At 54.7% G+C, this 25733-nt stretch carries 29 protein-coding genes and 1 tRNA gene; 15 read left to right on the forward strand and 15 right to left on the reverse strand.

Features of this window, described 5'->3' with window-relative positions:
• Positions 1 to 162 precede the first annotated feature (162 nt).
• The 3 genes from ACTCIA_RS07750 to ACTCIA_RS07760 are packed head-to-tail and all read left to right on the forward strand — an operon-like array spanning position 163 to position 1538.
• Positions 163 to 750: a site-specific integrase gene (locus tag ACTCIA_RS07750; RefSeq protein WP_463001236.1), complete on the forward strand. Its 588-nt coding sequence runs from the start codon at positions 163 to 165 to the stop codon at positions 748 to 750.
• A 13-nt stretch (positions 751 to 763) separates the two neighbouring features.
• Complete coding sequence (locus ACTCIA_RS07755; protein WP_463001237.1) at positions 764 to 1048, forward strand: hypothetical protein; 285 nt, start codon at positions 764 to 766, stop codon at positions 1046 to 1048.
• Positions 1049 to 1052: 4 nt separating this feature from the next.
• On the forward strand, positions 1053 to 1538 hold the full coding sequence (locus ACTCIA_RS07760) for a hypothetical protein (RefSeq protein ID WP_463001238.1): 486 nt from the start codon (positions 1053 to 1055) through the stop codon (positions 1536 to 1538).
• A 54-nt stretch (positions 1539 to 1592) separates the two neighbouring features.
• Here the strand turns inward: ACTCIA_RS07760 and ACTCIA_RS07765 are convergent, their stop codons facing one another.
• Both ACTCIA_RS07765 and ACTCIA_RS07770 read right to left on the reverse strand, forming a co-directional pair.
• Positions 1593 to 1919: a nucleotidyltransferase family protein gene (locus tag ACTCIA_RS07765; RefSeq protein ID WP_463001239.1), complete on the reverse strand. Its 327-nt coding sequence runs from the start codon at positions 1917 to 1919 to the stop codon at positions 1593 to 1595.
• The gene (locus tag ACTCIA_RS07770) at positions 1898 to 2278 is read right to left on the reverse strand and encodes a HEPN domain-containing protein (protein WP_463001240.1); all 381 of its coding nucleotides are present in this window, start codon (positions 2276 to 2278) and stop codon (positions 1898 to 1900) included. The genes ACTCIA_RS07765 and ACTCIA_RS07770 overlap by 22 nt, the downstream gene beginning before the upstream one ends.
• Before the next feature lie 436 nt (positions 2279 to 2714).
• Here ACTCIA_RS07770 and ACTCIA_RS07775 point away from each other — a divergent pair, with 436 nt between their 5' ends.
• The 3 genes from ACTCIA_RS07775 to ACTCIA_RS07785 all read left to right on the forward strand — a co-directional run bounded on the left by ACTCIA_RS07775 (position 2715) and on the right by ACTCIA_RS07785 (position 5143).
• On the forward strand, positions 2715 to 3224 hold the full coding sequence (locus ACTCIA_RS07775) for a hypothetical protein (protein ID WP_463001241.1): 510 nt from the start codon (positions 2715 to 2717) through the stop codon (positions 3222 to 3224).
• A gap of 343 nt (positions 3225 to 3567) precedes the next feature.
• A complete protein-coding gene (locus tag ACTCIA_RS07780; RefSeq protein WP_463001242.1) occupies positions 3568 to 3774 on the forward strand; it encodes a helix-turn-helix transcriptional regulator in 207 nt (68 codons plus the stop codon).
• Positions 3775 to 3994: 220 nt separating this feature from the next.
• Positions 3995 to 5143, forward strand: a complete 1149-nt coding sequence (locus ACTCIA_RS07785) for a tyrosine-type recombinase/integrase (RefSeq protein WP_463001243.1) — start codon at positions 3995 to 3997, stop codon at positions 5141 to 5143.
• 76 nt (positions 5144 to 5219) lie between these two features.
• On the opposite strand, the gene ACTCIA_RS07790 is transcribed toward ACTCIA_RS07785, so the two are convergent.
• The 3 genes from ACTCIA_RS07790 to ACTCIA_RS07800 all read right to left on the reverse strand — a co-directional run bounded on the left by ACTCIA_RS07790 (position 5220) and on the right by ACTCIA_RS07800 (position 6443).
• A tRNA-Glu gene (locus tag ACTCIA_RS07790) sits at positions 5220 to 5292 on the reverse strand.
• Positions 5293 to 5382: 90 nt separating this feature from the next.
• Positions 5383 to 5595: a PLDc N-terminal domain-containing protein gene (locus ACTCIA_RS07795; protein WP_463001244.1), complete on the reverse strand. Its 213-nt coding sequence runs from the start codon at positions 5593 to 5595 to the stop codon at positions 5383 to 5385.
• A gap of 2 nt (positions 5596 to 5597) precedes the next feature.
• Complete coding sequence (locus ACTCIA_RS07800) at positions 5598 to 6443, reverse strand: histidinol-phosphatase (RefSeq protein ID WP_463001245.1); 846 nt, start codon at positions 6441 to 6443, stop codon at positions 5598 to 5600.
• A gap of 161 nt (positions 6444 to 6604) precedes the next feature.
• On the opposite strand from ACTCIA_RS07800, the gene radA reads away from it, so the two are divergent.
• The 3 genes from radA to ACTCIA_RS07815 are packed head-to-tail and all read left to right on the forward strand — an operon-like array spanning position 6605 to position 9397.
• Positions 6605 to 7969 (forward strand): DNA repair protein RadA, encoded by a 1365-nt coding sequence (gene radA, locus ACTCIA_RS07805; protein ID WP_463001246.1) that lies wholly within the window; start codon positions 6605 to 6607, stop codon positions 7967 to 7969.
• A gap of 53 nt (positions 7970 to 8022) precedes the next feature.
• Entirely contained in the window at positions 8023 to 8664 is a 642-nt protein-coding gene (locus ACTCIA_RS07810) for an RlmE family RNA methyltransferase (protein ID WP_463001247.1), read from the forward strand.
• Positions 8648 to 9397 (forward strand): YebC/PmpR family DNA-binding transcriptional regulator, encoded by a 750-nt coding sequence (locus ACTCIA_RS07815; RefSeq protein ID WP_463001248.1) that lies wholly within the window; start codon positions 8648 to 8650, stop codon positions 9395 to 9397. The genes ACTCIA_RS07810 and ACTCIA_RS07815 overlap by 17 nt, the downstream gene beginning before the upstream one ends.
• Positions 9398 to 9422: 25 nt before the next feature.
• Here ACTCIA_RS07815 and ACTCIA_RS07820 read toward each other — a convergent pair whose 3' ends face one another.
• From ACTCIA_RS07820 to clpB, 4 genes are all read right to left on the reverse strand, one after another.
• A complete protein-coding gene (locus ACTCIA_RS07820) occupies positions 9423 to 10202 on the reverse strand; it encodes a DUF2231 domain-containing protein (protein WP_463001249.1) in 780 nt (259 codons plus the stop codon).
• Between the two features lie 59 nt (positions 10203 to 10261).
• On the reverse strand, positions 10262 to 11023 hold the full coding sequence (locus tag ACTCIA_RS07825) for a DUF3047 domain-containing protein (protein ID WP_463001250.1): 762 nt from the start codon (positions 11021 to 11023) through the stop codon (positions 10262 to 10264).
• Positions 11024 to 11052: 29 nt separating this feature from the next.
• On the reverse strand, positions 11053 to 11547 hold the full coding sequence (locus ACTCIA_RS07830; protein WP_463001251.1) for a cytochrome P460 family protein: 495 nt from the start codon (positions 11545 to 11547) through the stop codon (positions 11053 to 11055).
• 294 nt (positions 11548 to 11841) lie between these two features.
• A complete protein-coding gene (clpB, locus tag ACTCIA_RS07835; protein WP_463001252.1) occupies positions 11842 to 14475 on the reverse strand; it encodes an ATP-dependent chaperone ClpB in 2634 nt (877 codons plus the stop codon).
• A 268-nt stretch (positions 14476 to 14743) separates the two neighbouring features.
• On the opposite strand from clpB, the gene ACTCIA_RS07840 reads away from it, so the two are divergent.
• Complete coding sequence (locus ACTCIA_RS07840; RefSeq protein WP_463001253.1) at positions 14744 to 15121, forward strand: hypothetical protein; 378 nt, start codon at positions 14744 to 14746, stop codon at positions 15119 to 15121.
• Positions 15122 to 15126: 5 nt separating this feature from the next.
• Here the strand turns inward: ACTCIA_RS07840 and ACTCIA_RS07845 are convergent, their stop codons facing one another.
• Complete coding sequence (locus ACTCIA_RS07845) at positions 15127 to 15696, reverse strand: pyruvate kinase alpha/beta domain-containing protein (RefSeq protein WP_463001254.1); 570 nt, start codon at positions 15694 to 15696, stop codon at positions 15127 to 15129.
• Positions 15697 to 15825: 129 nt separating this feature from the next.
• Here ACTCIA_RS07845 and ACTCIA_RS07850 point away from each other — a divergent pair, with 129 nt between their 5' ends.
• Positions 15826 to 16668: an amidohydrolase family protein gene (locus ACTCIA_RS07850; RefSeq protein ID WP_463001255.1), complete on the forward strand. Its 843-nt coding sequence runs from the start codon at positions 15826 to 15828 to the stop codon at positions 16666 to 16668.
• A 2-nt stretch (positions 16669 to 16670) separates the two neighbouring features.
• Positions 16671 to 17426, forward strand: coding sequence for an HD domain-containing protein (locus ACTCIA_RS07855; protein ID WP_463001256.1), 756 nt, complete (start codon positions 16671 to 16673; stop codon positions 17424 to 17426).
• A gap of 32 nt (positions 17427 to 17458) precedes the next feature.
• Here the strand turns inward: ACTCIA_RS07855 and minE are convergent, their stop codons facing one another.
• The 4 genes from minE to ACTCIA_RS07875 all read right to left on the reverse strand — a co-directional run bounded on the left by minE (position 17459) and on the right by ACTCIA_RS07875 (position 21393).
• On the reverse strand, positions 17459 to 17755 hold the full coding sequence (minE, locus tag ACTCIA_RS07860) for a cell division topological specificity factor MinE (protein ID WP_463001257.1): 297 nt from the start codon (positions 17753 to 17755) through the stop codon (positions 17459 to 17461).
• Positions 17756 to 17760: 5 nt separating this feature from the next.
• Positions 17761 to 18567: a septum site-determining protein MinD gene (gene minD, locus ACTCIA_RS07865; protein WP_463001258.1), complete on the reverse strand. Its 807-nt coding sequence runs from the start codon at positions 18565 to 18567 to the stop codon at positions 17761 to 17763.
• Positions 18568 to 18620: 53 nt separating this feature from the next.
• Positions 18621 to 19319 carry a septum site-determining protein MinC gene (locus ACTCIA_RS07870; protein ID WP_463001259.1) on the reverse strand — a complete coding sequence of 233 codons (699 nt, stop codon included), beginning with the start codon at positions 19317 to 19319 and terminating at the stop codon, positions 18621 to 18623.
• A 217-nt stretch (positions 19320 to 19536) separates the two neighbouring features.
• A complete protein-coding gene (locus ACTCIA_RS07875; RefSeq protein WP_463001260.1) occupies positions 19537 to 21393 on the reverse strand; it encodes an acyl-CoA dehydrogenase in 1857 nt (618 codons plus the stop codon).
• 201 nt (positions 21394 to 21594) lie between these two features.
• Between ACTCIA_RS07875 and ACTCIA_RS07880 the strand changes: the two genes are divergently transcribed.
• Positions 21595 to 22107, forward strand: a complete 513-nt coding sequence (locus tag ACTCIA_RS07880; protein WP_463001261.1) for a fructose 1,6-bisphosphatase — start codon at positions 21595 to 21597, stop codon at positions 22105 to 22107.
• Positions 22108 to 22114: 7 nt separating this feature from the next.
• Here the strand turns inward: ACTCIA_RS07880 and ACTCIA_RS07885 are convergent, their stop codons facing one another.
• Positions 22115 to 23101: a methyltransferase gene (locus ACTCIA_RS07885; RefSeq protein ID WP_463001262.1), complete on the reverse strand. Its 987-nt coding sequence runs from the start codon at positions 23099 to 23101 to the stop codon at positions 22115 to 22117.
• A gap of 249 nt (positions 23102 to 23350) precedes the next feature.
• Between ACTCIA_RS07885 and ACTCIA_RS07890 the strand changes: the two genes are divergently transcribed.
• Together ACTCIA_RS07890 and ACTCIA_RS07895 are read left to right on the forward strand one after the other, a co-directional pair.
• Positions 23351 to 24208, forward strand: a complete 858-nt coding sequence (locus ACTCIA_RS07890) for an NAD(+)/NADH kinase (protein WP_463001263.1) — start codon at positions 23351 to 23353, stop codon at positions 24206 to 24208.
• An 18-nt stretch (positions 24209 to 24226) separates the two neighbouring features.
• A complete protein-coding gene (locus tag ACTCIA_RS07895; RefSeq protein WP_463001264.1) occupies positions 24227 to 25720 on the forward strand; it encodes a sigma-54-dependent transcriptional regulator in 1494 nt (497 codons plus the stop codon).
• The last annotated feature ends 13 nt before the right edge of the window (positions 25721 to 25733 follow it).

Consider the following 25733-nt stretch of genomic DNA (forward strand, 5'->3'; position numbering starts at 1 on the left):
CTGAAACGAATCAAGTAGACTTTTCCGTTATGCTATGAATCTGGATAGAACAAAAAGTGATCAAATTTTAGGTGGTTGCAAAAGAGCCACACCCTTTTTATTTTGAAAATATGTTACTAAGTTTATCATAATAAATAAGATAAACTTAACTTTATGGCGCGTATGAAAAACCCGAACCATCCGAAAAAAGGTGACACGATCACGGTCGAGCCGATCCGAAGGATAGAAGACATAAAAGCCCTGAAAAAACTTCTTTCGGATCGGCCCCGTGACCTTCTCCTGTTCACAATGGGAATAAACAATGGCCTCCGGATAGGCGACCTGTTAAAACTCAAGGTCAAAGACGTGCAGGGAGTGAAGGCCGGCGACACCGTGCGAGTCCGGGAGCAGAAAACCGGCAAGCAAAACGTCCTTGTCATAAACAAGGCCACATACAAGGCCCTGGACAATTACCTCAAGCAGCGCAATCCGGAGCCGGACGAGTACCTGTTTCCCAGCCAGAAAGGCGGGCCGCTCACGGTCATTGCAGCTCACCGGATGATCAAGGGCTGGTGCAGGCAGATCAACCTGCGAGGAAATTACGGCACGCACAGTCTGAGAAAGACATTCGGCTATATCCAGCGGATGCACTATGGAGTCGGTTTTGAGCTGCTCTGCAAAAGATTCAACCACAGCAGTCCCGCCGTGACCATGCGCTACTTAGGCATCGAGGACAACGAGGTTAACGGGATGCTCATGAACGAGATATGAAAACGGAGGGTGCATGGAAGCTGCAGTATCAACCGAGGAAACAAGCCAGGAAAAAGCACAGCCCGCCGGTATGGCGTGGATCGGCGGTAAGCAGAAACCCTTCTACTGCCCCCGGATTATCAAGAAAGGCAAGCGGAAGGGCAGGATCGAGGTGCGCTACCTGCGCTCCTATAATTTTTACAAGACCCTGGTGATCAGCCGCGGAGACATCACAAGGCTTTTCCCGCCTTACAATTTATATCTTGGCGAACAGAAGGATGTCGTAAGTGATGGCTCCAATCATAGCAAGGAGAGTTAATAGCATGTGGAATTACCGGATCGTCCGAAAAAAGCATGCTTGGAAAGATCCCCGGACGAAGGAAGAAAAAGAGTCGTATTTATATGGCATCCACGAAGCCTATTACGACAAGGCCGGAAAGGTCGGCGCGATCACCGAAAACCCCGTTGAGCCTTCCGGGGAAACCATCGAGGATTTGCGTCATAGCTGGATGAGGATGGCGGAAGCCTTTGGGCAGCCGTTGCTGGATTATGACCACATCCCCGAACCCGGCTATGTTGATGAAAGCGAGGATGAAGAATTCGAGGTTGGTGAGATCACCAGGGAGCCCATGACGCAAGAAAAATTGTCGGAGCTGGACGCAGAGCTGGAAAGAGAGCGCATTGAAAGCGAGCAGCAGCACCAGGAATTTGTCGGAACTCCTACGTTGAAGGCCTTGCTTGGAAAAATTTTTGAGGATTTCGTGAACAAGCAGGACCATAGCGACGAGCAAAATAAGGCGAAATCATAGCCACCGGCACGATCGGCCTGGGATCGATCTCGGGGTAAGTGCTGCAGCCCAGTCTTATGCGTGCTCTGCTTCTTTTCTCTCATAGATGATTTCACCGTGGCTCAATATATGTTTTAAAAACCCGCTTGGGTCATGTCTTTCCTCCAGCAAGATCGGTTCAATACGTATATCAACCGTATTGCAAATTTTATGTAATTTTGTCAGTGCTTCCAGATAATCCTCGTCTAACCAGTTTATCACCACGGCAATATCGATATCACTGCTTTCATCAGGAGTACCCCATACCCAGGAACCATAGAGGATCACCTTTTGAACCTGAAAAGCAGGCAGCAATTGAAGTATTAACTGACTAACAATATTTACAACTTTGTTTTTGTCCATTCTAGAAACTCTTTTGTTGATGAAATAATTTTCTCGCACCTCTCGGGGGTCAGTGATTTCAAGAGACGCTCTTTATCAGTTGGATACCTTGCCTCGATATTTAATGGTTCCAATGTATTAATAAGATTATTCTGGTTTTCATCCAATGCTTGAAAAATATTTGTCTTCTTAGCCAATATTCGTAAATTGTGGGTTTTAGGTGGATGTTCCTCATAGTGCTTTGCAAAGTATGCCTTCAAAATTTTCTCCACAGCTTGATGGCACATAAATCCAACATACAAGAATCTCTTTGTCTCAAGCATAGCACGGGCTGTTTCTATGTCATATTCAGCCAATTCTGTCCAATATTGCGTCTTCATGCGCCTTTTGCCTTTCCCAACGATATGTCCATCTCCCCGGCGAGTTGGCTTTTCCTAAGGTGTCTTATTACATTCTATAGGGGATAGGCTCAAGGTTCAAGGAGAAAGCTTAAAGGTTTCTCACCGGGGGGGAACCTGTAGAGGTATCGGGCTCTGCGGGGGCTATGGCGGAAGTTCTCTGCTTTTACCCAGCCCTTTTTCGGCGGGATCAATATTGCTGATCTTTGATTTTTACCGTTTTTGAACGATCGGTATGTCATGGCCTCGGGGATGGCTGATATTTCCGAGGGAATGGTCTGTGTTCCTGAAAAAACCGTCCTGAAGGTTTCTTTATAAGCTGGAAAAACCTGGGTGTCCGATCACGACTCCGGAAAATTTAAAACTTTTTTAAAAAATCTTATTGACAAGTATTATACATTACATTATACAGCGAATCATGGAAACAATACAGCACAGAGATGTGGTAAAAATTTTCCCCGGAATAACATCCCGAACCTCGATCAACTGGTCGGATAAGGGTTTGTTTGAACCCGCAGTGCAGGCTTCGGGCACTGGAACACGGCGTGAGTATTCGATATACAATCTCGTCGAAATAGGCGTGATAATTCAGTTGCGCAGTTACGGCTTGCGGAATAATCCCATTTCCAATCATTTGAAGAAAATGGAAGAGGTAATGCGACCGTTGGATTATCTGGCCTTTGATTTCGGGATGATTGTCCGCCCGCGAAAGCCGGATATTGATTTTTTGGGCGGCCGCATTGGTGGCGAAGTATATGAGTCCATGGAGACCATACTCTTGCGGAAAGAATCATTTAATTCGATGCGGTTTGACAATATTTTTGGTGACCTGCCGGGGGCAGAAGGAGAAGGCAGGGCTTATTCAGCCTTAGCTGTAGATATTCAAGAAATTTATTATTATGTACGTGAGCGCCTTAATGGAATATGAATTTCCGTCCCGGACACAGGGGCGTGCCAATTTCCATCCCGGAAATAGAAGAGAGAGAGAATGTCCGGCGCGGACATAGGGGCAAAGAAGATATTTTTTTGGCCTTTTAAATGTAATACATTACATTTGAATCCTGTCAGGATTTTTGGATATTTGATCGAATCAGAAGGGGAATGCAGGGCTTATTTGGCCTTAAATACTGATATTCAAATACATTATAATTGAATATACGAATGGACACAGAAGCGTGTCAATTTCCATCGCGGAAATAAAAGCAGCAAAGGCATTTTTTTTATCATTATTAATATAATGCATTACATTATATTAAATTAAAGGAGGCTACATGAAACCCAGAAAAAATTTACAGCTAATTATGGCTCTTGCCGAGTCAGAAATGAAACAGAAAGATCTTGCCGAAAAGGCGGGAGTTTCGCGGGCAATTATTTCAATGGCCTTAAATGGCCGCTATGTCCCATCGCCCGAGCATATGCATCGGATTGCCTGTGCTCTTGATTCAACGGCCCAGGAACTGTTCGGAGAGGAAAAATAGGCCATACGCTGAAATTCAAACAGCAACCTTGCCTTTGGGTACTCAAAAATGAGCTTCGAAGAACTTGAAAGAGAACTGGGCGAGCCTCTGACCGTGAAAGAGGTCGCCCAGTTATTAAAACTGGACGAAAGGACCGTAAGGAAGTATTATGCCGACCTGGGTGGAGTGTGGGTTGCATCATGCCTCCGGTTCTTTACAAATGAAATAAGGAGAGTGTGTGATGCCCACAAAAACGAATCGAAGGGGGAAGCTGCGCTGGCGAGGCGTGGTGAAGCAGAACGGAAAGATTGCAGCGTCAAGGTGGTTCGGCAGCGGAAAAAAGGAATACCGCAAGGCTGTAGTATGGGAAGAGGAAACCAGGAAGTGGCTTCAGGAAGAGGCCCAGCAGAAGACCCCCACGGACTGCTTAAATTTATTGAAGTGGGGAAATAATTACCTGGATTTTTCCGAGCGGCGTTTTTCCGGGAAGACCTACAAGGAAAAGAAGAGGGCTGTTCAAAGGTTTTTGCTTTTCACTACAAAGGAAGGCCGGGGACTGGAAGAAATGAACGCGGCTTTAGCCATGAGGTTTTTACAAGCACAGTTTGACGAGCGGAGCGGGTACGCGGCTAACAAGGATCGGAAAAACCTGGCAGCAGCCTGGGAGTGGGGCAGGAAGTACCTTGACGGCTTTCCGAGGGAAAAAGTGAACCCTTTTACAGCGGTTGACAAATTCCCGGAAGAGCGCAAGCCCCGTTATGTTCCCCCGCTTGAAGACTTCGACGCGGTGCTTGCAAAGGCTGAAGGGCAAGACCATGTAATGTTGACGGCTTTTCTTCACCTGGCGGCAAGGCGCGGGGAGTTGTTCAAGTTAACCTGGCAGGACGTGGACTTTATAAATAAGCAAGTTTGCCTGTCCACCAGGAAGACACGGGGAAGCTCAGTTAAGCAAACATGGCTCCCCATGTCCACCGAGCTTAGAAAAGAACTGCTTTGGTGGTGGGAAAACCGGCCCTACAAGCGCGCAAGGCACGTTTTCACCATGCTGGAAGATAGCTGTTCCCCGCGGCATAATCCAGGGGGACCGTTTAAGACCCGGCAGCACTTTATGAAAACAATTTGCAAGCGGGCCAAGGTTCAGCCGTTCGGCTTCCATGCAATACGGCACTTGTCAGCAAGTTACCTTTACCGTATCGGAAAGCCCCTGAGTTTAATTCAAAGGATTTTAAGGCACGAAGCCCCCAGCACTACGGAACGGTATTTAAAAAGTCTGGGCTTTAACACGGAAGAATTACACGAAGCAGTGGAGGCGTTTTCAGAGAGGGGACCGGCTCAAGTGGTTGAGTTCCCAAACGAGAAAGCCCCCGGAGATGAGGCTCCGAGGGCTTGAAGAAGATATCCATAAGGGGATATCCAGCACCCATTAAATGAAAGGCGATTTCCATGAAACCCAGAAGAACCGGGCATGACCCCAACGGGACTCGAACCCGTGTTTCCGGCGTGAGAGGCCGGCGTCCTGGACCGCTAGACGATGGGGCCATGGGTGGCTGATGTGCTGGGTTAACCGGCGGGCTTGCCGGTTAAGTTTTGCAATATTAGGGGTGTTTGCGGTTTTTGTCAAATAGAATTTCATGCTGTGGGGTTTTGTTTAACACCCCGGCGAAAGCCTATTAGCAGGTAAATCAGCCAGCCTGCAAACGGGGTGATGGCAATGATCCACCAAAGGACTTTTTCGCCTTTGCCGGGAAAGGTTTTCAGGGATACATCCACCAGCGCCCACACGGTGAGCAGGAAAAACGGGATGCTGATGATCAGAAATGTGCCGATTGATGCCAGGTTCATGTTCATTCCTCGGGTTTTTTCGCAATTTCAGAAATAGTGTTGATATCTTCGGTGATCCGGGCCAGGGGTATTTGCCGGCGGGTTTTGCGGTCAAATGCGGCTGTGTGGGTGTAGCCGGCTTCTGTGAGCTGTGCCATGGCTGCATCAAAGTCCCGGCCCACCTGTTCGGGCCGGTGGGCATCAGAGCCTGTGCACACGGCAATGTTTTTTTCCCGGCATTTTGCAAGAATTCTTTTGTCCGGATAAATACGGGCGGTTCGATGGTGCAGGCCGCTGGTGTTGATCTCCACGGTTTTGCCCTGTGCGGCGATCTTGTTCAGGATTGGATCGAGTTTTTCGTAAAAATTTTCCCCGGGCAGGGCGCCGAATTTCCGGATTACGTCCAGGTGGCACACAATGTCGATAAACGGGCAGTCCGCCATTTGATCCAGCAGATCCAGGTATTGGTCAAAAAGCGCGTCCCGGGGTTGTTGGTCTATGTTCTGACCGGCCCGTGAGCTGACCAGGTTGCGGTTTTCAATAAAATGCACGGATCCGCCGATCATGTCAAAGTCAAAGCTTTCTGCTATTTCCTGTGCCTGTGCGGCCAGCTCCGGTGTGAAATCCACCTCCAGGCCCACCCGGACCCGGATCTGCCCGCTTACTGCTGCCTGCAGGCGGCGTGCGGCATAGTAATAAAGGGGAATGTCCATGGCGGTCATGGACAGGTGGCGGCCCTGCTCATGCAGGGTCAGGTGCTCCAGAAAGCCGATTTCCGAAAGTCCCCGGCCCGCGGCGCAGGCCACGTATTGGGCCATGTCCCCGCTGGCATGGTTGCAAAGCCGGGTGTGAACGTGATAATCCATCATGTGTGCTGCCGCCTAACCGGGTGAAAAGGTTTGATTTTGTCCGGGGTGCATATTATAGTCTCTCAAACCGGCGTCAATGGTTGTCATTGGTATATGTGCCATGACGGGCGCCAAACTGTCAATCTTATACGCTCAGGCGTTTTACGGCCAATCTGCGGAATATGAAAAAAAACAACCGGATCATTTACTGGTGTCAGGCATGCGGATACCAGAGCCCCAAGTGGATGGGCCGCTGCCCGGACTGCGGTCAGTGGGACAGCATGGTGGAGCAAAGTGCGCCTTCCGGGCCGGCCTCGGCCGCCCGAAAGGCCCTGGCCAGCAGGCCCGAGCCTGTGCTCATCGACGCAGTTGCCATGGAAGGCGAGGAGCGGATCCGCACCGGGGTGGATGAATTTGACCGGGTTTTGGGCGGCGGGATTATCGCCGGCAGCCTGGTGTTAATCGGCGGAGATCCCGGCATCGGAAAATCCACCCTTGTGCTGCAGGTACTCCAGCACCTGGCCCGGGAAAACCGCCGGGTGCTTTATGTCTCCGGCGAAGAATCCACCCGGCAGCTAAAGATGCGCAGCCGCCGCCTTGCCCCCCAGGCCCCGGGCATGTACGTGGTATCTGAAATTGATGTGGACGCTGTCATTGACATGGTCCATGACCAGAAGCCGGACGCCCTGGTCATTGATTCGATTCAGACCATGTTTTCAAAAGATGCCGCCTCTGCCCCGGGCAGTGTCACCCAGGTGCGCGAGGCCACCATGAAGCTGATGGTCATGGCCAAGCAGACCGGAATACCGGCGTTTTTAATCGGCCATGTCACCAAGGAGGGCGCCATTGCCGGCCCCCGGATCATGGAGCACATGGTGGACACGGTGCTGTATTTTGAAGGCGACCAGAATCACGTGTTTCGCATTCTGCGGGCGGTCAAGAACCGGTTTGGCTCCACCAATGAAATCGGCGTGTTTGAAATGAAGGAATCCGGCCTGGAGCAGGTGCCCAACCCGTCTGCGGTGTTTTTGTCCGAGCGGGCCAAAAACGCCCCGGGCTCTGTGGTGACCGCCTGCATGGAGGGCACCCGGCCCATTTTGGTGGAACTCCAGGCCCTGATCAGCGGGTCGGGCTACGGCACCCCCAGGCGCACGGTGCTGGGCCTGGATTACAACCGGGTATCGCTTCTGGTTGCGGTCATGGAGAAAAAACTGGGGTTGAACGTGGCCGGCCAGGATATTTTCATGAACGTGGCCGGCGGGGTGCGGGTCTCGGAGCCGGCCGTGGACCTGGGCATTATTTCAGCGGTGGCCTCCAGTTTTCTGGACCGGCCGGTTGCCGACGGCACGCTTTTGCTGGGTGAAGTGGGGCTCACCGGCGAGGTCCGGGGCATTTCCCATCTGCCGGCCCGGATTGCAGAGGTGGAAAAAATGGGTTTTACCCGCTGCATTGTGCCCAAAAACAGCCTCAAACAGGTCAAGGGCGCCGGGGGCATTGAACTGGTCGGCATTCGGCGGCTTTCTGAAATCATGGATATCCTTTTTTAAACACCAGGTGGTGATTGCCGCAAACCGGCTTGACCCGGCGGCTGATTTTCTATATGAAACGAAAAAAATCAAAAAGTTCCGGAAATGTTCGCGCACGGCCGGATTTTTATGCCCAAAGGGCCAAAAAAGAGCATTTTCCGGCCCGGTCGGTTTACAAGCTAAAAGAAATCCAGAAAAAGCACAATCTGATCCACCCCGGCCAGGTGGTGCTGGATCTGGGGTGTGCGCCGGGTTCCTGGCTTTTGTATGCCGCAGAGACTGCCGGGGACTCCGGCAGGGTTATCGGCGTGGATCTAAAGGCTGTGGACATGGATGTGCCGGCCAATGTGAGCGTGTTTCAGGCAGATATCAATGAAATGGCCCCGGAGGTCTGGCAAATCATTGACGAAGGCGTGGATGCAGTGTTAAGCGATATGGCGCCTTCCACTACCGGCCGCAAGGATGTGGATGCCGTGCGTTCCCATCAGTTGTGTGAAATGGCGCTCTATATTGCTGACAGGGCCCTGCGGCCGGGCGGGGCGTTTGTGTGCAAGATATTTCAGGGACCGGATTTCAAGGCGTTTTGCGACGCGGTCCGGGATCGGTTTGAGATGATGAAGATATTTAAACCGGCCAGCTGCCGCAAAGACAGCAGGGAAATCTACGTGATCGGCAAGGGCCGGAAACAGGAGGAAACACATGGCAGGACACAGTAAGTGGGCAAACATCAAGCATAAAAAAGGCGCCGAGGATGCCAAGCGGGGCAAGATCTTTACAAAGCTGGTCAAGGAAATCATCGTGGCCGCCCGCCTGGGCGGGGGAGATCCGGACGCCAACCCGCGGCTGCGCACTGTGCTGGAAAAGGCCAAGCAGAACAATCTGCCCAAGGACAATATTGACCGGGCCATCAAAAAAGGCACCGGCGAGCTTGAAGGGGTCAATTACGAGGAAACCGTCTACGAGGGCTACGGCCCCGGCGGTGCGGCCGTGTACGTGGAGTCTTTGTCTGACAACAAAAACCGCACCGTGGCTGATGTGCGCCATGTTTTCAGCAAGCACGGCGGCAACTTAGGGGAAAACGGGTGCGTGTCCTGGATGTTTGACAAAAAGGGCTGGATCCCGGTCAACAAAAGCGATGCGGAAGAAGATGCCCTCATGGAGGCGGCCCTGGAGGCCGGGGCCGAGGATATCCGGGACGAGGACGGGGTCTTTGAGGTCATCACCCCGCCGGATGCGTTCGAGGATGTCAAGGCCGCCCTTAATGCCGCCCAAATCCCTTTTGGTGATGAGGCCGAGGTCACCATGCTGCCCCAGACCACGGTAAGCCTTGCGGGCACGGATGCGGAAAAAATGCTCAAGCTCATGACCGCCCTGGATGACAACGATGATGTGCAGCGGGTGCACACCAATGCCGATATTCCCGAAGAGGTGATTGCCGCTGCGGGATAACGGCTGCGGGCCGTCCCCTTATGATTTAGCTGCCGGGCCCGGGTGCGCCCGCCTGGATCCATTGTTCAATGGCATTGATGTCGCTGCCGGACAAGGCGGGTCCTGACAGGGGCATCCGGGGGCCTTTGATCCCTTTAACCCGTTTGATCAGTTCGCTTTCCCCGGGTTTGCCGGCAATGACCATCATGCCGTTTTGACTGCCTTCCATGATATTTGTGTATGTTTGCAGATTCAGGCTTTTCGGGGGGTTGGTGCCTGTATGGCAGTTGGTGCAATGGGTCTGCAGAATTTTTTCCACAACAGCAAAATCCGGGCTTTGACCCGGAGACCGGGTTTCTGTCATCCCTGCCTGCCCATCGGCGCCCGGGCTGGTTTTGTCACCATAGACCAGCTCGCCGCCAAAATACCCAAGCCCCACCACAGTGGCAGCGGCCAGCAAATAGACCAGCAATAGTGAACCAGGTCGCTTGGTGCGCCCGGCATTGAGAAAAATGGACAACAGGAGCAGAAGCACCAGAATACCGGCCAGAAGGATCTTCATTTTGATCGGGAAGATCCAGCTGCCGCCGTAGTAATGGAACCAGTCCATCACGCCCAATACCACGGTGGGGAAAACAGCGATAAAAGCCAGGGTGCAGCAATGCCGGGCGGTTTGGGCATATTTGCCGGAGGAGCCCGGAAGCCCGATCACCCCGAAGACCAGGGCGCCGAGCACAAGGCCCACAGTCAGGTGGGTAACCGCCGGATGCAGGGGATGGGTATATCCCAGGTCTGACAAAAACCGATAAATGGCATCAAAGTTCATATGTTTCTCCATGGGCTGTCATGATGGCATCTCAATTTTTCCTGTCCCGTGCCGGCCGGTCACTGTTGTGATTTCATTATGATATCGCCGTAATAGGTGACCGCGGATTCACCGGTGTCGTCCGAGTCGGTCATGATCGCAATCCCCTGGATCATGGGCGGCTCCTGTCCGAATGCCGCCCTGTAATCGGTCAGAATGTTTCTGGATTCCGATACCCAGGTGTTTGTATTTTCCCGCCCGCTTTGCAGGACGATCATCTGCGCCCTGTCTGTATAGGCATTGGGCACGACCCGGCCTTTGGCTGCCGTGCTGGCCCATATGTAGTTGATGGCCCCTGCCGGCGGATATTCACCGTAGATTTTTTCAATAATGTTGAATTTCGCCCGCTCGAAAAACCCCGCCTTTTCCGGGTCATATTCAAAAGCAATATAGAGGCGCGCCGGATAATCATCCCCGGATTTCCGGGTGACATCGCCGTTTTCGTAAATGCCGGTGGCCTTCCAGCGCCATTGGATAACCGGGTATTGACGCGGGTCGATGCGCATTTTGCGGATCAGGCCGGATGCGGATGAATCGCTTTTGGCTTTGATCACCGTGGTTTTGTTGTCGCGGACCAGGCGGTACCGGGTATGGCGGTCAATGTTTTCAAAGGTCAGCGGCTCCCAGCCGGCAGGAATCTCGCGGTCCGTGCCGGCTGCGGAGAATTTTCCGATGTAAAGGATTTCGCTGTTTTCACCACCGGTCTCGCACGTGCCTGCACCTGCGGTGAAAACAGCGGCCAGCATAACCAGGACAATTATCGCGATGCGTCTGGACCGCATGCGTTTTCTCCCTGTTTTTGTTCCTTTATTTACTTGGGTTCCACAACAACATAGTCGCCGCCGCCCATGGCTTTATGGCAGGAGATGCAGCTGTCCACCTTTCCGGAGGCTGCCGCACTGCCGTCAGGGCCGTATTTGGCCCAGAACCAGTCGCCGCCGTCAGGATTGTAACCGTCCACTTTGTACATGGGCGTGATGGCCATGAGTGTTTTTTCGTCCTTGCCGTAATTTTCCTTCACCAAAATGGCCCCGTCCGGCATGGGTTGGCCGTCTTTGGCGGCTTTATAGGCGATGTCGTTGGCATACAGCTTCAGATGCGCGCCATGGGGGCTCTGGCCCGGGTACATGCCATCAAAGCCGGGAAAAAATTCCCATTGGGTATAGTCGGTTTCGGTGATGTAGTCCCAGAACGCAGCGGCTTCGGGCTCGGGCATTGCATCCCCGGAGTGTGCGGTGGGCTGCAGCACGGCTATTGCGAACGCGGATACAATCAAAACAATGAAAATCTGGACTGTTTTTTTCATGATGGACCTCCTTTGATGCGGTTTGGGCCGGATTGTACCAGCCTTGGCCTGCGTTTTGCGTCTGGCGCAGGGGTTTTGCGCATATGGGGCAGGTTTTTGGGCAGTTGGTGAAGCCTGCTTTCACCATAACGTTATTGTAGACATTCAATATAGACATGGACCCGTAAGTGTGCCAAAAATTATTTCAGGCTTTTGCAATTTCATCACAAAGGCCGCTGTCATCTGCAATAAAAAAGCCGGAAGCGCTGCAGCGCCTCCGGCTTTTTTGCATATGCTGACGATCATCGGGCTCAATCAGCCGGTTTCGGCCAGGGGTTCATCATCCATGGTGTCCGGATGCACCTGTTTTTCCACGTGAAAGGTGATTTCATCACCGGTTGCATCAGCCACGATCCGGTCGCCTTCGGATATGCCGCCTTCCAGGATTTTCAGGGAAAGCGGGTTTTCCACCAGGTGCTGGATGGTGCGCTTCAGGGGCCGGGCCCCGTAGACCGGGTCAAAGCCCCGCCGGGCCAGCAGGTCCCTGGCCGCGTCCGTGATTTCGATTTCCATGCGCCTGTCTGCCAGCCGTTTCTGCAGGTAGGTGAACTGGATGTCCACGATTGACCGCAGCTGCTCGGCGCTGAGGCTGTGGAAGGTGATCACCTCGTCGATCCGGTTTAAAAATTCCGGTTTAAACGTTGCCCGCAGGGACTGTAGCACGCGTTCTTCCATCTGCTCCCGGTTGTCTCCGGAAAACTCCTGGATCTGCTGGCTGCCCACGTTGGAGGTCATGATGATAATGGTGTTTCTGAAATCCACGGTTTTTCCCTGACCGTCGGTGAGCCGGCCATCGTCTAAGATCTGGAGCAGCACGTTGAACACGTCTGCATGGGCCTTTTCAATTTCGTCAAACAGGATTACCGAATAGGGCCTCCGTCGGACCGCCTCGGTGAGGTATCCGCCTTCCTCGTAGCCCACGTATCCCGGGGGCGCCCCGATCATGCGCGCCACTGCGTGTTTTTCCATGTACTCGGACATGTCTATGCGCACCACTGCCTGCTCGTCATCATAGAGAAACTCGGCCAGGGCCTTGGCCAGCTCGGTTTTGCCAACGCCCGTGGGGCCCATGAAGATAAACGAGCCAATGGGCCGGTTGGGGTCCTGAAGACCCGAGCGGGAACGGCGCACAGCGTTGGACACGGCCGTTACCGCCTGGTCCTGGCCCACCACCCGGCTGGCAATGCGCTTTTCCATGGCAATGAGCTTTTCGCGTTCGGTTTCCAGCATCTTGGATACGGGAATGCCGGTCCATTTGGAGACAATATAGGCAATGTCTTCGGAATCGACTTCCTCGCGCAGCATGCGCCGGGTCTTCTGCAGTTCCACCAGGTTTGCGTTGGCCTCCTCGATTTCCTTCTGGATCTCGTTTCTCCGGCCGTAGCGGAGCTGGGCCACTTTTTCCAGGTTTCCCTGGCGCTGGGCCTGCTGCTCTTCGGTGCCGATGCGGTCCAGTTCGGTTTTTAAGTCCCGCAGGCGCTGGATCGCCTGTTTTTCATTCTGCCAGTGGGCGTTCATCCGGTTGTATTCTTCCTTGAGCCCCTCCAGGGTCTTTTCAATCTTTCCCAGCCGGTCCCGGCTGGCGTTGTCACTTTCCTTTTTCAGGGCTTCGCGCTCGATTTCCAGCTGGGTGATGCGCCGCTGGATCTCATCGATCTCTGTTGGCTTGGAGTCGATTTCAATGCGAAGTCGTGAGGCGCTTTCATCGATTAAGTCAATGGCTTTGTCCGGCAGAAACCGGTCGGTGATGTAGCGGTCCGACAGGGTGGCTGCGGCCACGATGGCCGAATCCTTGATCTTGACCCCGTGGTGCACCTCGTATTTCTGCTTCAGGCCTCGCAGAATGGAAATGGTGTCCTCCACGCCGGGCTCTGCGGTAAATACCGGCTGAAACCGCCGCTCCAGGGCCGCATCCTTTTCAATGTGCTTGCGGTACTCGCTGATGGTGGTCGCACCCACGCACCGCAGCGATCCCCGGGCCAGGGCGGGCTTTAACATGTTGGAGGCGTCCATGGCGCCTTCGGCCGCGCCCGCGCCCACCAGTGTGTGGAGCTCGTCAATAAACAGGATGATCTGGCCCTCGGATTTTTCCACTTCCTTTAACAGGGCCTTTAGCCGGTCTTCGAATTCGCCCCGGTATTTGGCCCCGGCGATCAGCGATCCCATGTCCAGGGCGATCAGCCGCCGGTCCTTTAATGTCTCAGACACGTCGCCTTCCACGATGCGCTGGGCCAGGCCCTCCACAATGGCGGTTTTGCCAACGCCCGGCTCGCCGATTAACACCGGGTTGTTTTTGGTGCGCCGGGAAAGGACCTGGGCAATGCGCCGGATCTCCTCGTCGCGGCCGATGACCGGGTCAAGTTTGCCCAGCCGCGCCTGCTCTGTGAGATCCCGGCTGTATTTTTCCAGGGCCTGGTATTTGTCCTCGGGGTTCTGGTCATTGATGGTCTGGTTGCCCCGGATTTCCATGAGCACGTTTAGGATATCGTCGCGCTTCAGGCCGTGGCGCTCAAAAATTTGGGCAACATGGCCTTTCTTGCTGTCTGCAAGGGCCAGGAAAATGTGTTCCACGCTCACGTACTGATCTTTCATGTTCGAGGCGATGGAAAAGGCCGATTCCAGGATTTTTTTGGTTTCCCCGGAAATATAGACCTCTGCTGCGCCCTCCACTGCAGGCAGTTTTTTCATTGCCTCCTGCACTTCCTTGTGCACTTCAGAGGGGCTGGCGCCGATTTTTCTGAGCACGGATACCACAATTCCCTGGGAATCCTCGAGCATCCCGGCCAGCAGGTGCACCGGTTCAATCTGCTGGTGGCGGTTCTCCGCGGCCAGGGACTGGGCCTGCTGGATGAGCTCCTGGGATTTTATGGTGAATTTGTCAAACCTCATGATAAGGCCTCCTTTTATCACAGATATGCGAATGAAACAGATCATGCGCAATTTTTAATTGTTTTGTTTCTATCCGGAATTATTCAAAAATAAAATAAACACAGATGGAGTGATGTCAATGGAGGCCATTGTGTCAGCCGGCGGGGTTTTTAATTGACCCGGGCAAAGGGCGTTATTATTTTAAGATAAGGGACACAAACGGGCCGGAATAAATCGGAGCGCGGGCCTTTGGTCCGGACCGGCTCAAATCCCAGACAAGGGAGAGGCCATGAGCAGGCAAGCATCCTTTACCAAGCATGAACGCAAAGTCCTTCCTGAATTCCGCAAAAAAATCAACAACGCCGAGTCAACAGAAGATGTGAAGAAATTTTTCACTTACACGGTCGGATCCCTGTTTTCGGATATTTTTGCGGAAAACGTGGCTGTGGAGCAGGGCGATATCCGCCTTATGCCGGATATGAACCCGCCGTATCAGCTCAGCGACCGGCTGATGGGAATGCCCCAGTTTGTGCAGATGTGGCAGGACTCGGACCTGGCCAACGTGCTGGGGCGGCTGGCAGAGGCTGCGGCCAATCGCTACCGCCGCCTGGACAAGCATCCGGAAAAAACCGATTCCAAGATCCAGCGCAGATACGAAAACCGTTGACCGGGCTAAAAATCCCGGGGTTTGCAGACGATTTCCCGGATTTTGAGGTCAAAAAAGCCGGTCTGGTGCGCGGGTTTGATGACCAGGGCCGTGTCCGCCCCCCGGGAGGTGCCGCCCACGGAAATGATATCGCTGCCTGACAGGGCGCCGCCGTCTGCGGCCATCACCGCGATTTCAACGCACACCTTTGTGCCCTGGCCGAAGAGTTTCAGGGTGTCGGCCATGAGCAGGGCGGGATAGACGCCGCCGTGCTTTTTGGCCACGGACCGCTCCACCCCGGAAAGGGCATGGGTGGCCTCGACGACCCGCACCCCTTCTTTTTCCAGGTCCTTTCGGACGTCATCTTTCATGCTTTTTTCAAAGGGCTGGCGGAAGCCGCAGTGGTAGGTGACTGCCGTGATTTGAAATCCGGTGCACATCTCCAGGGCTTTGTAGGCGGTATCCCCGGTGGTCGATGCCACCACCAGTTCTTCAATTCCCAGTTCCCGGCCCCGCTGGCAGGCCAGTTCCAGGGTTTGGGCGGTGTTCTGCTTTCCGGGAGAATCAAACCAGGCAAACATTTTGTCCGTGCTCATCTCTTTTTATCCTGTTTTGGGTGGTTTCAAGGCGCGTCACATTATCATTGCCGGTTGATTGAGTATATTGTATCATGGAATCCACAGTCAAGACCGGCCGGAAAGATTCACTGCTGCAAGGGGACCGAAATGATCATTGATGTGCATACCCATCTGTTTCCCGGGGTGATCCGCAACAACCGGGACAATTATTTTCTCGATGAGCCGGCTTTTGCCCTGCTTTATCGCAGCCCCAAGGCCCGAATGATCGGTGCCGAAGACATGCTCCGCTCCATGGATGAGCACGGAGTCGATATTTCCGTTGTTTTCGGTTTTCCATGGTTTAATCCAGAGACCTGCCGGCACCACAATGACTATATTATCGAGTCAGCCCGGAGGTGGCCGGACCTGCTCAAGGGTTTCTGCTGTGTCAATCCCTATGCCGAAGGTGCGGAAAAGGAAGTGGAGCGCTGCCTTGCAGCCGGTCTGTCCGGGGTCGGGGAACTGGCCTTTTACCAGGCCGGGGGCATCACAGAGGATACAATCGCGCGCCTGGCCCCGATCATGGAACAGTGCCGGGAAAAAAATCTGCCCGTGTTGATTCATACCAATGAGCCCGTGGGCCACCAGTATCCCGGAAAAAGTGATAACACCCTGGCCCAGATTTATGCCCTGGTTAAGGCCTACCCGGACAACATCATCATCCTGGGGCACTGGGGCGGAGGGATATTTTTCTATAACCTGCTGAAAAAAGAAGTCAGTGACGTGCTGGCCAATGTTTATTTTGACACCGCGGCATCGCCGTTTCTCTATGACACCCGAATTTACGGGCAGGCCGCAGAACTGGCGGGCGCAGACAGGATCCTGTTTGGCACCGATTATCCCCTGATCCCGCCGGATCGTTATTTCCGGGAAATGGAGTCAGCGGCCATCAGCGCCCGGCTCCGTGACCAAATACTGGGCGAAAACGCCGCCCGGATTTTATCTGTTTGAAAATGAAGCCAATTTACCGTCAGCTCCAGCAGCAGGCCGTGGGCATAGCCGCCCGTTATCCGTCGCCGGATTTTTATTCCGACTTTTCCGGGCAGGTGCGCTGCTCCCGGGGCTTTTTCGGGCAGGATCCCGTGGTGGCGGATTTGTGGGCCTTTGTTGCCGAAAACATAGAAAACGATTTCGGCCACGGGCTGATCCATGTGCGGGAGGTGGCCCTGGATGCCGGGGCCCTGGTGCTTATCGAGGCGCCGCAGATCTGCAGGGATGCAGAAAGCCGTGATCACCGGCTGCGCCTGGCCCAGGCTGCCGGACTTTTGCATGATATCTGCCGAAAGGAGAAAAATCATGCGGCTGCAGGAGCCGCCTGCGCCAGGCGGGTGCTGGCCGATTACCCGTTTTCCGGTCCTGATATTGATGCCATCTGCCTGGCCATTGCCAACCACGAGGCATTCGGCGAAAATCAAAGAGGCGGCAGTTTCGTGGCCCAACTGCTGTCAGACTGTTTATACGATGCAGACAAGTTCCGATGGGGACCGGAGAATTTCACCCGGACGGTTTGGAAAATGCTGGCCTACCGGGATGTGCCCGTGGACCGGTTTTTGACCCATTATCCCCAGGGGATGGCGTTTCTGAAAAAAATCCGCAATACTTTCCGCACGAATACGGGGCGGCACTATGGCCCGCAGTTTATCGATCTGGGAATTGCCATCGGAGATGAGCTCTACGAGGTCCTCTGCGCCCGGGCAAAAGGGCTTTGATTCCCCTTTTCGGCAATCCCTGCAGCCGCCGGTCATGCGCCGGCACGGGCCTCATGGTTGTTTTTCCTGTGCTTGGCCGCCACAATGGGGGTGTTTAAGATCAGCGCAGACGATCCCTCGCAGCGCTGGATATCGAGGCTCAGCGACTCCCGGTCGATTTCAAAATAGCGCGATATCACTTCCACCAGGTCTTTTTGCAGGTCTTCGAGCATGTCGTCCTTGACTTCGAGCTTATCGTAGACCAGGGCAAACTGGAGGCGCTTTTTGGCCACGCTTCTGCTGTTGTCCGGCTTGTTTAACAGCTTTCTGATCAGGGCGTTAAAGGACATGAGTATTATTCCTGTTTTTTCCGGCCGAGTTTTTTACCGATTTTTTTCCAGAAAGAGTCATGGGCCATGGGATCTTCAACCGGAAGGTCCGGATGACCGTCAAGCCTCATGGCAATGCGGTTAAAGGCTTTTCCCGCCTTGGAATCCTTCTGCTGCACAATGGGATTGCCCGTATTCGAGGATACCACAACCGCATCATCCATTTCCACCAGCCCGACCAGGTCAATGGAAAGCACGTCCACAACGTCCACGTGGCTGAGCATGTCGCCTTTTTCCACGAGTTTGGGCACGATCCGGTTGACAATGAGCTTGGGCGTGATGGAGTGGGCATAGAGCAGGCCGATGACCCGGTCTGCGTCGCGCACTGACGATACCTCCGGGGTGCAGACCACCAGTGCCTCGTCTGCGGCCTCGATGGCGTTTTTAAAGCCCTGTTCAATGCCGGCCGGACAATCCAGCAGGGCAAAGTCGTATTCCCTGCGCAGCTTGTTGCACAGCCAGACCATGTTTTCCGGCTTGATGATGCTTTTGTCATCGCTCTGGGACGCGGGGATCAAAAACAGGTTATCAATTTTGCGGTCCTTGATGGCCGCTTGTTTGAGCTTGCACTTTTTCTGGACCACGTCCACCACATTGAATACGATCCGGTTTTCCAGGCCCATGACCACATCCAGGTTGCGCAGGCCGATGTCCATATCGACCACGGCCACGCGCTTGCCCTGAATGGCCAGGGCCGCGCCGATGGAAGCGGTCACGGTTGTTTTGCCAACGCCGCCTTTTCCGGACGTGACAACAATGACTTTTCCGTCCACGTTTCACCTCATTGCAAGGGGTTTGTTACGGGTTGCTGCTGTCAAAACCCGTTTTATCGGATTTCCGGCCATGCCAGACGCTTGAAAATATTGTCCTTTAAATAGTCGGCCATCACGATCTGGTTGTCTTTCAGGGATGCAAATTCCGGTTTTTTCCCGGAAGATGAGGATGCGCCGGCGGCCACGTAGCCGGCGATCTGAATCTGGGTGGGCCGCAGGTCCAGGCCCAGAACAATGGCGTTTTCATTGGCGGGCTGGCCCGCAGCCGCGGTTCCCAGCAGGCTGCCGAGAATAATGATATCGCCGCCGGCAATGGCTTCTGCGCCCGGGTTGAGATCCCCGAGAATGACCAGGTGTTTTCGGGCCTCCACCTTCTGTCCGGAGCGGACCCGGCCGGCGATTACCAGGGTGTCATCCGAGTGATGCAGCCAGGCATTTTGAGCGTTGTTTCCGGTCTCCGCAGCTTTTTGCCCGTCAGCGGCCGGTGTTATTCTGGCCTTGGGCGGCCCGGAAACCCGGCCCACCTGGAAGCGCTGCTGCAGAAAGGCTCTCAGGTCCTCAATAAGGGCGTCATCTGCCTGGCTTTCGCCCGGGTCCAATACCACCCGGGCATTGACGGCCAGGTGCCGGAGCCGTTCAAAAGGTTTGCAAAGTTCCTGCTTCAGGGTTTCGGCCGGCAGGGACGCATCCATGGTAATCCATAGGCTGTCGCCCACGCCTTTGAGTTTCACGGGCGGTTGCGGAATTGTCATATAAAGGCCTGCCGACAGGTTGGGGTTGACATTTGCATGGGGTTCAGACCGCCTATCATGTATAGAAGCATTTAAAATCGTGGCACATCTTGTATATATAAACCAAAATCCCTTGTCAAGCCCAAAAAGCCGGGCCTGCCGTCAAAAAAAGCCGGCAGACCCGATTCGGGCCTGCCGGCTTTTTTTAAAGATTTGAAACGCTTAGTTTCGGTAAAGCCTATCCGCCAAAAGAGGCGTCGGGCATTTCCACAGCCGCGCCGTTGACATCGGCAATGGCATCGAGTTTGCCCATGGTGGCCGGCAGAATATTGGTGGCGAAAAATTCCGCGGTTTTCAGGCTGCCCACGTAAAAGGCGGCATCCTTGTTTTTGGCGGCCTTTTCCATGAATTTTTCCATATCTGCTGCGCCGGCGAGCTTTTCGAGCTTGCGGGCGGCCAGCACAGCCCGCCACAGATGCATCCAGGCAAAGGTCACATCGCCGGTGACATCCAGGAAAGGATGGGCATAAGCATAAGCGTTTAAGATATTATCCGACACCGATGCTTTTGCCAGGGAAACCGCCACCTCGCTTAAGCGGTTGACCGCGTTTTTCACACGCCGGGTCACATCGCCCAGCACGCTGATCTTTCCGGCTTCGGCAATGGTTTTCTCCATTTCCCCCAGGTAATCCATAAAGGGCTGGCCCTTTTTCATGCCCAGCTTGCGGCCCAGCAGGTCCATGGCCTGGATGCCGTTGGTGCCCTCGTAGATCTGGAATATCCGGCAGTCGCGCATGAGCTGCTCCATGGGATATTCCTGGATGTAGCCGTATCCGCCGTAGACCTGGATGCCGTGGCTGGTGACCTCAAGGGCCCGGTCCGTGATGTATCCCTTGATAATCGGCGTTAAAATGGCGGTGCGGTCGGCGTATTTCTCCTTTTCCGCGTCACTTTCGGCCAGGCCCTCCAGGTCATGGGTGAGGCCGCCGTAATAGATCAGGCTGCGCATGCCCTCAACATAGGCCTTCATGGTCAGCAGCTGCCGGCGCACGTCCGGGTGCTGGATAATGGGCACAGACGGGGCATCAGCCGCCTTGCCCGCAGTCAGGTGTTTTCCCTGGATGCGTTGTCTGGCGTAATTCACCGCATAGAGGTAAGAGGCCGTGGCCGTGGCAAAACCCTGCAGGCCCACGAGCTGGCGCGCTTCGTTCATCATCAGAAACATCGCCCGCATGCCCTTGTTTTCCTCGCCCAGCAGGGTGCCCACGCAGTTGCCCTTGCCGCCCAGGGTCAGAGTGCAGGTGGCATTTCCGTGCAGGCCCATTTTTTCCTCAATGCCGGTACACACCACGTCGTTGAACTCGCCCAGGCTGCCGTCGTCGTTGACCCGGTACTTGGGCACCAGAAACAGGGAGATGCCCCGGGTGCCGGCGGGCGCGCCCTCGATGCGGGCCAGAACCGGGTGGGCGATGTTTTCCACCATGTTCTGCTCGCCGCCGGAGATGAAAATCTTGGTGCCGGAAATGCTGTATGTGCCATCACCGTTGGGTGTGGCCGTTGTCTGCAGAGCGCCCACGTCAGAGCCGGCCTCGGCTTCGGTCAAAAGCATGGTGCCGGACCATTTGCCGGAGTAAATTTTGGGCAGGTAGGCATTTTTCTGGGCTTCGGTGCCGAAGGTCTTGATCAGGTTGGCCGCGCCGTGGGACAGGCCGTGATAGAGCATGAATGCGGGATTGGCGCCGATAAAGTATTCCTCTGCCGCCAGGGACAAGGTTTTGGGCATTCCCTGGCCGCCGTAGTCCGGCTCATCGATCATGCCCAGCCATTCGCCTTCGTTGTATAAGGCGTTTACCTGGTGAAAGGATTCAGGGACCTTGACCGTGCCGTCTTTTTCAAGACTGCAGCCCACCTCATCGCTTTCCTTCTGGGTGGGCAAAATGGCCTTGACAGCCAGGTTCCTGGCCTCGGTGACCACCATGTCCACTGTTTTTTTGTTGAATTCGGCGAATTTTTCGTTTTTGGCCAGTTCGGTCACCTGCATCTGCTCGTGCAGGACAAAGTCCACGTCTCTGCGATCCGCGATCAATTGTGCCATGATGTTGTCTTCTCCTTGTGCGTTGCCTGATTGATATCGGGTATGAACCCCCCGGAAAGCCCTCAAAGTTGATCCATATCCATAAATGAATCCATACCTAAAGTCAAGTTCGGAGGATTGAACCGGGTTTCAGGGCCGGGATTGCGGTGGGCGGGTCGGGTGGGTTGACCCGGTCCGAAACATGATTATTTTTTTATTAAAATGTTCACATCCTTTTTTATATCATCGGTTTACACCAAAGACGGGGAGATCGCCGCGGCCACATCAACCGAGCGCCTCGCGCTGACTGCGGGCAAATACGTGGGAAAGGATGATCCGGTCTATATTACCCGCTGCCAGGGCGATTTTCCGGCCGTGGGCGAACTGCTCGAACCCTTTACCCGTGCCCAGCTTGTGGAGGGCTGGATGCGCGGCTCCCACACGGGCCCGCTGATGCCTGTTGCCGTAAAAGACGCCAATCCCTCCCGGTTTGACGGCCCGCCCCGGGTAACGGCCCTGGGTTTTCAGATTGCCAACGGCCAGCTCATCGGGCCCAGGGACATGTTTGATGATCCGAGTTTTGACGTTGCCCGGCAGGAATGCAACCGGCTGGCCGACCACATGCGGCGGCACGGTCCGTTTGAGCCCCACAGGCTGCCCATGGAGGAAATGGAATACACCACCATGCCCCAGGTCATGGAACGACTTGAAAGCCGGTGGGAGAAACTGGAATAGGAAGCGGTTACGACGGCTTGACAGCCATGACCACGCAGTCCATGGACTTGCCCTCGCGCACCAGGGCAACATCTGTAAATCCGGCCTGCTCCAGGTCGCTTTTGACCTCTGAGAAGGTGTAGGTGTCACCTCCCCGGGTGTTGACCAGCATGTTGATGGCAAACATGGCCCCGCCCGGGGGATTGGTTCTGTTTTCGTCCATGATGTGATCCCGTATCAGGATTGCCCCGCCGGGTTCAAGGGCTTGGTGGATGCGGGTGTAGAGCGAGCGGTTCTGCTCGGGGCTGTTTTGGTGAATAATGGCCGACAGCAGGGCCAGGTCGCAGCCGGCCGGCATCTCATCGGTGTTGTAATCGCCCGCCCGCAGCTCCACCCGGTCGGCCATTTGATTTTCCGCCATTCTGGACTCTGCCATGGGAAGCACCCTGGGCAGGTCAAACACGATGGCCGAAAGCCCGGGGGCCTTGTTTAAAAACGCAATGGTATAGGTGCCCGAGGCCCCGCCGATGTCCAGCAGCTTTTTATAACCACTGAGATCCAGGTCTGCGGCAATATCTGCGGCCATCTGCCGGCCTGCCACGTGCATGGCCCCGATAAAGGCTTCCAGGGTCTGGTCGTCTTTTTCGGTCATGGGCACCAGGTCGGGTTTTTCGCCTTTTTCAACCACTTCGGTGAGATGCGACCAGGAATCCCACACCTCGGCCATGTGCAGGACCATGGGACGGACGGTTTCCGGATGATTGGCGCTGAGCAGCGTGGATTGTCCGGTGTTGTGATAGATTCCGTCTTTTTTGTCCAGAATCTCTGCGGCCACCAGGGCGTCAAGAAGCCGGGTCAGGGCCCGGGGGTCCACGCCCAGCTGCAGAAACAGGCTGTTTGCGGAATCCGGCTGTTTTTCCAAAAGGGTGAAAATATCAAGCTGGGCTGCGGTCAAAATAATCCGGCTTGTCATAAACTGCCGGGTGCGTTCGAGAATGGCATCTGGCGGGTGCACGGTTCGGCTCCTTTTTGACATGAAATGGGGGTTTTGGTTGTTTGTCCATTTTTGTATCATGGCCGCGCAAAAGCGGCCATGATTTCAGAGTCTAATGGCTGCAGCCCGGGCCTTCAAGGAAAAAATCAGCCGCTGCCTTTGTCCTGCGGGGTTTTTGGCCGGGGAAAATTCCTTGCCCGGCCGGCGTGAAACTAGTATGGGAAAGGTACGCAAAACCCTTTTTGGACATCACACAACATCGGGGACACTGTGAAACAGATCGGATTGTTCGTCAAGCAGGATTCAGCAGCCCAGAAAACAGCCGACGCCTTTGAGAAATGGCTGGAGGAAAAAGGCCTGGCGGTCATACGCCAGAATGCCTTTCAGCCGCAGTTGGGTCTTCAGACAGATCGGGAGACCGGGGTGGATCCGGAAACCATGCTCTGCGTGTTTGTGCTGGGCGGAGACGGCACGTTTTTGAGCGCATCGCGCTGGATCGGGGAGGCCAGTATTCCCATGATCGGCGTGAAGTTCGGTGATATCGGCTTTCTTGCCGAAATCGCCGAGGACTCCCTTTTTACCGCGGCTCAGACTGTGCTGGACCGGGATTTTGAGGTTGAATCCCGGTCCCGGCTCAAGGTGCGCATTTTCCGGCAGGGCAGGTTATGCGTGGAGGAAACGGTTTTAAACGACGTGGTGATCAACAAGGGGGCTCTGGCAAGGCTGGCCAACATTGAAACCTGCATTGATGATCATTACCTGACCACCTATCGCAGCGACGGGCTCATTGTCTCCACCCCCACGGGTTCAACCGCCTATTGCCTGGCAGCGGGCGGGCCCGTGGTGCACCCGGCCGTGGAGGGCATTCTTGTGACACCCATCTGTCCCTTTACCCTGACCAACCGGGTGCTGATCGTGCCGGCCATGTCCAGGATCCAGATCCGTCTCGGGGAGAAGGCCGCAGACATTGTTGCCACATTCGACGGCCAGCAGGGCCTGGAAATTGCGCCCACCGACACCATTCTCATTGAAAAAAGCCCCTCTCCCCTAAAGCTGATAAAGCTTCCGGGCCACAACTATTTTGATATCCTGAAGGCCAAGCTTCGGTGGAGCGGCGGCCGGATTTAGACATGATACGGACATTTTATGCTCAATGCAGATGACAGAGAGTTTTTTCAAAAAATTGCCAGGGCCGGTTTGGTCAATCCATTTTCCGATGAGCACACGGACCTGGAACTGGCGTTAAGCGGGCTTTCCCCGGAGGCCTCCCGGTCCGAGCGCACAGAGAAAATCGCCCATGAATTAAACACCCGCATTGCCGGTCTGCAGGAGGCGTCTGCAGCCACATTGGACGCTTACAAGGGCGAAGAACGGGATCTGATGCAGAAGGTGTTTTTGTTTGAGCTGTTTTACCGGTTCAAGGATCATTATGACGAACTGATCAAAAGCCAGTTTACCGCCGGCGATACCCCGGTAAAAATCCCGTTTTACCATGACGTGCACCAGGCAATGGCTTCCCGGGGCTTTGGCGAGGAGGCCTTCCGGCATTATTTCTCCCTGGCCTACCAGCTCAGGCGGGCCTTTTATTTCATCGACCGGAACCTGGCGGGCATCAGCCCGAGCATGCGCGAGTTGCGGGCCAATCTCTGGAAAAACATCTTCACCCACAACATTGAGCTCTATGATCGCTATCTGCGCGACCGGATGGAGGATTTCTCCACCCTGCTGCTCGGAGAGACCGGCACGGGAAAGGGCACTGCGGCCGCTGCCATCGGCCGCTCCGGTTTTATCCCTTTAAACAAGCGGTGGCGAAGCTTTGTGGAAAGCTTTACCCGCTCCTTTGTGTCATTAAATCTTTCCCAGTTTCCCGAAACCCTTATCGAATCGGCCCTGTTCGGGCATAAAAAAGGCGCCTTTACCGGTGCCATTGACGATTATGACGGCGTGTTTGCCTCCTGCAGCCCGCATGGGGCCATTTTGCTCGATGAAATCGGCGAGGTGCCCAGACCCGTGCAAATAAAGCTTTTGCAGGTGCTCCAGGAGCGCGTTTTTACGCCCGTGGGTTCCCAGAAGCACGGCCGGTTCGAGGGCCGGGTCATTGCGGCCACCAACCGGTCCATAGAGGAAATCCGGGGCAAAAAGGTTTTCAGGGACGATTTTTACTACCGGCTCTGCTCGGACATGATTACCGTGCCGCCCCTGCGTCAGAGAATCCAGGAAGATCCCAGGGAGCTCGACATTTTGCTGAGCCTCACCGTGGAGCGACTGGTGGGCAAACCCTCTCCCGAGCTGACCGGGATGGTGCGCGCGGCCATTGATGACCAGCTCGGAGCCGATTATCCATGGCCCGGCAATGTCCGGGAAGTGGAGCAGTGCGTGCGCCGGGTGCTGTTAAAGGGCTCCTATTCCGGCCACACCGCGTTTTCCCCGGCCGGCGGGGGTTTGGGCAGCCGTTTGATCGCCGGCATCGAGCAGGGCAGCATTGAGGCCGGATCCCTGGTTTCCGGGTACTGCTACCTGCTTTACCAGCGGCATCAGAATTTTGAGGAAGTGGCCCGCAGAACCGCCCTGGACCGGCGTACGGTGAAAAAATACATCTCGGAGTGGGAGGAGGCGGCAGATTCGCCGCCATCCTCCTGATCCGTATATTTCT

The organism is Desulfosalsimonas sp. (assembly GCF_055149105.1).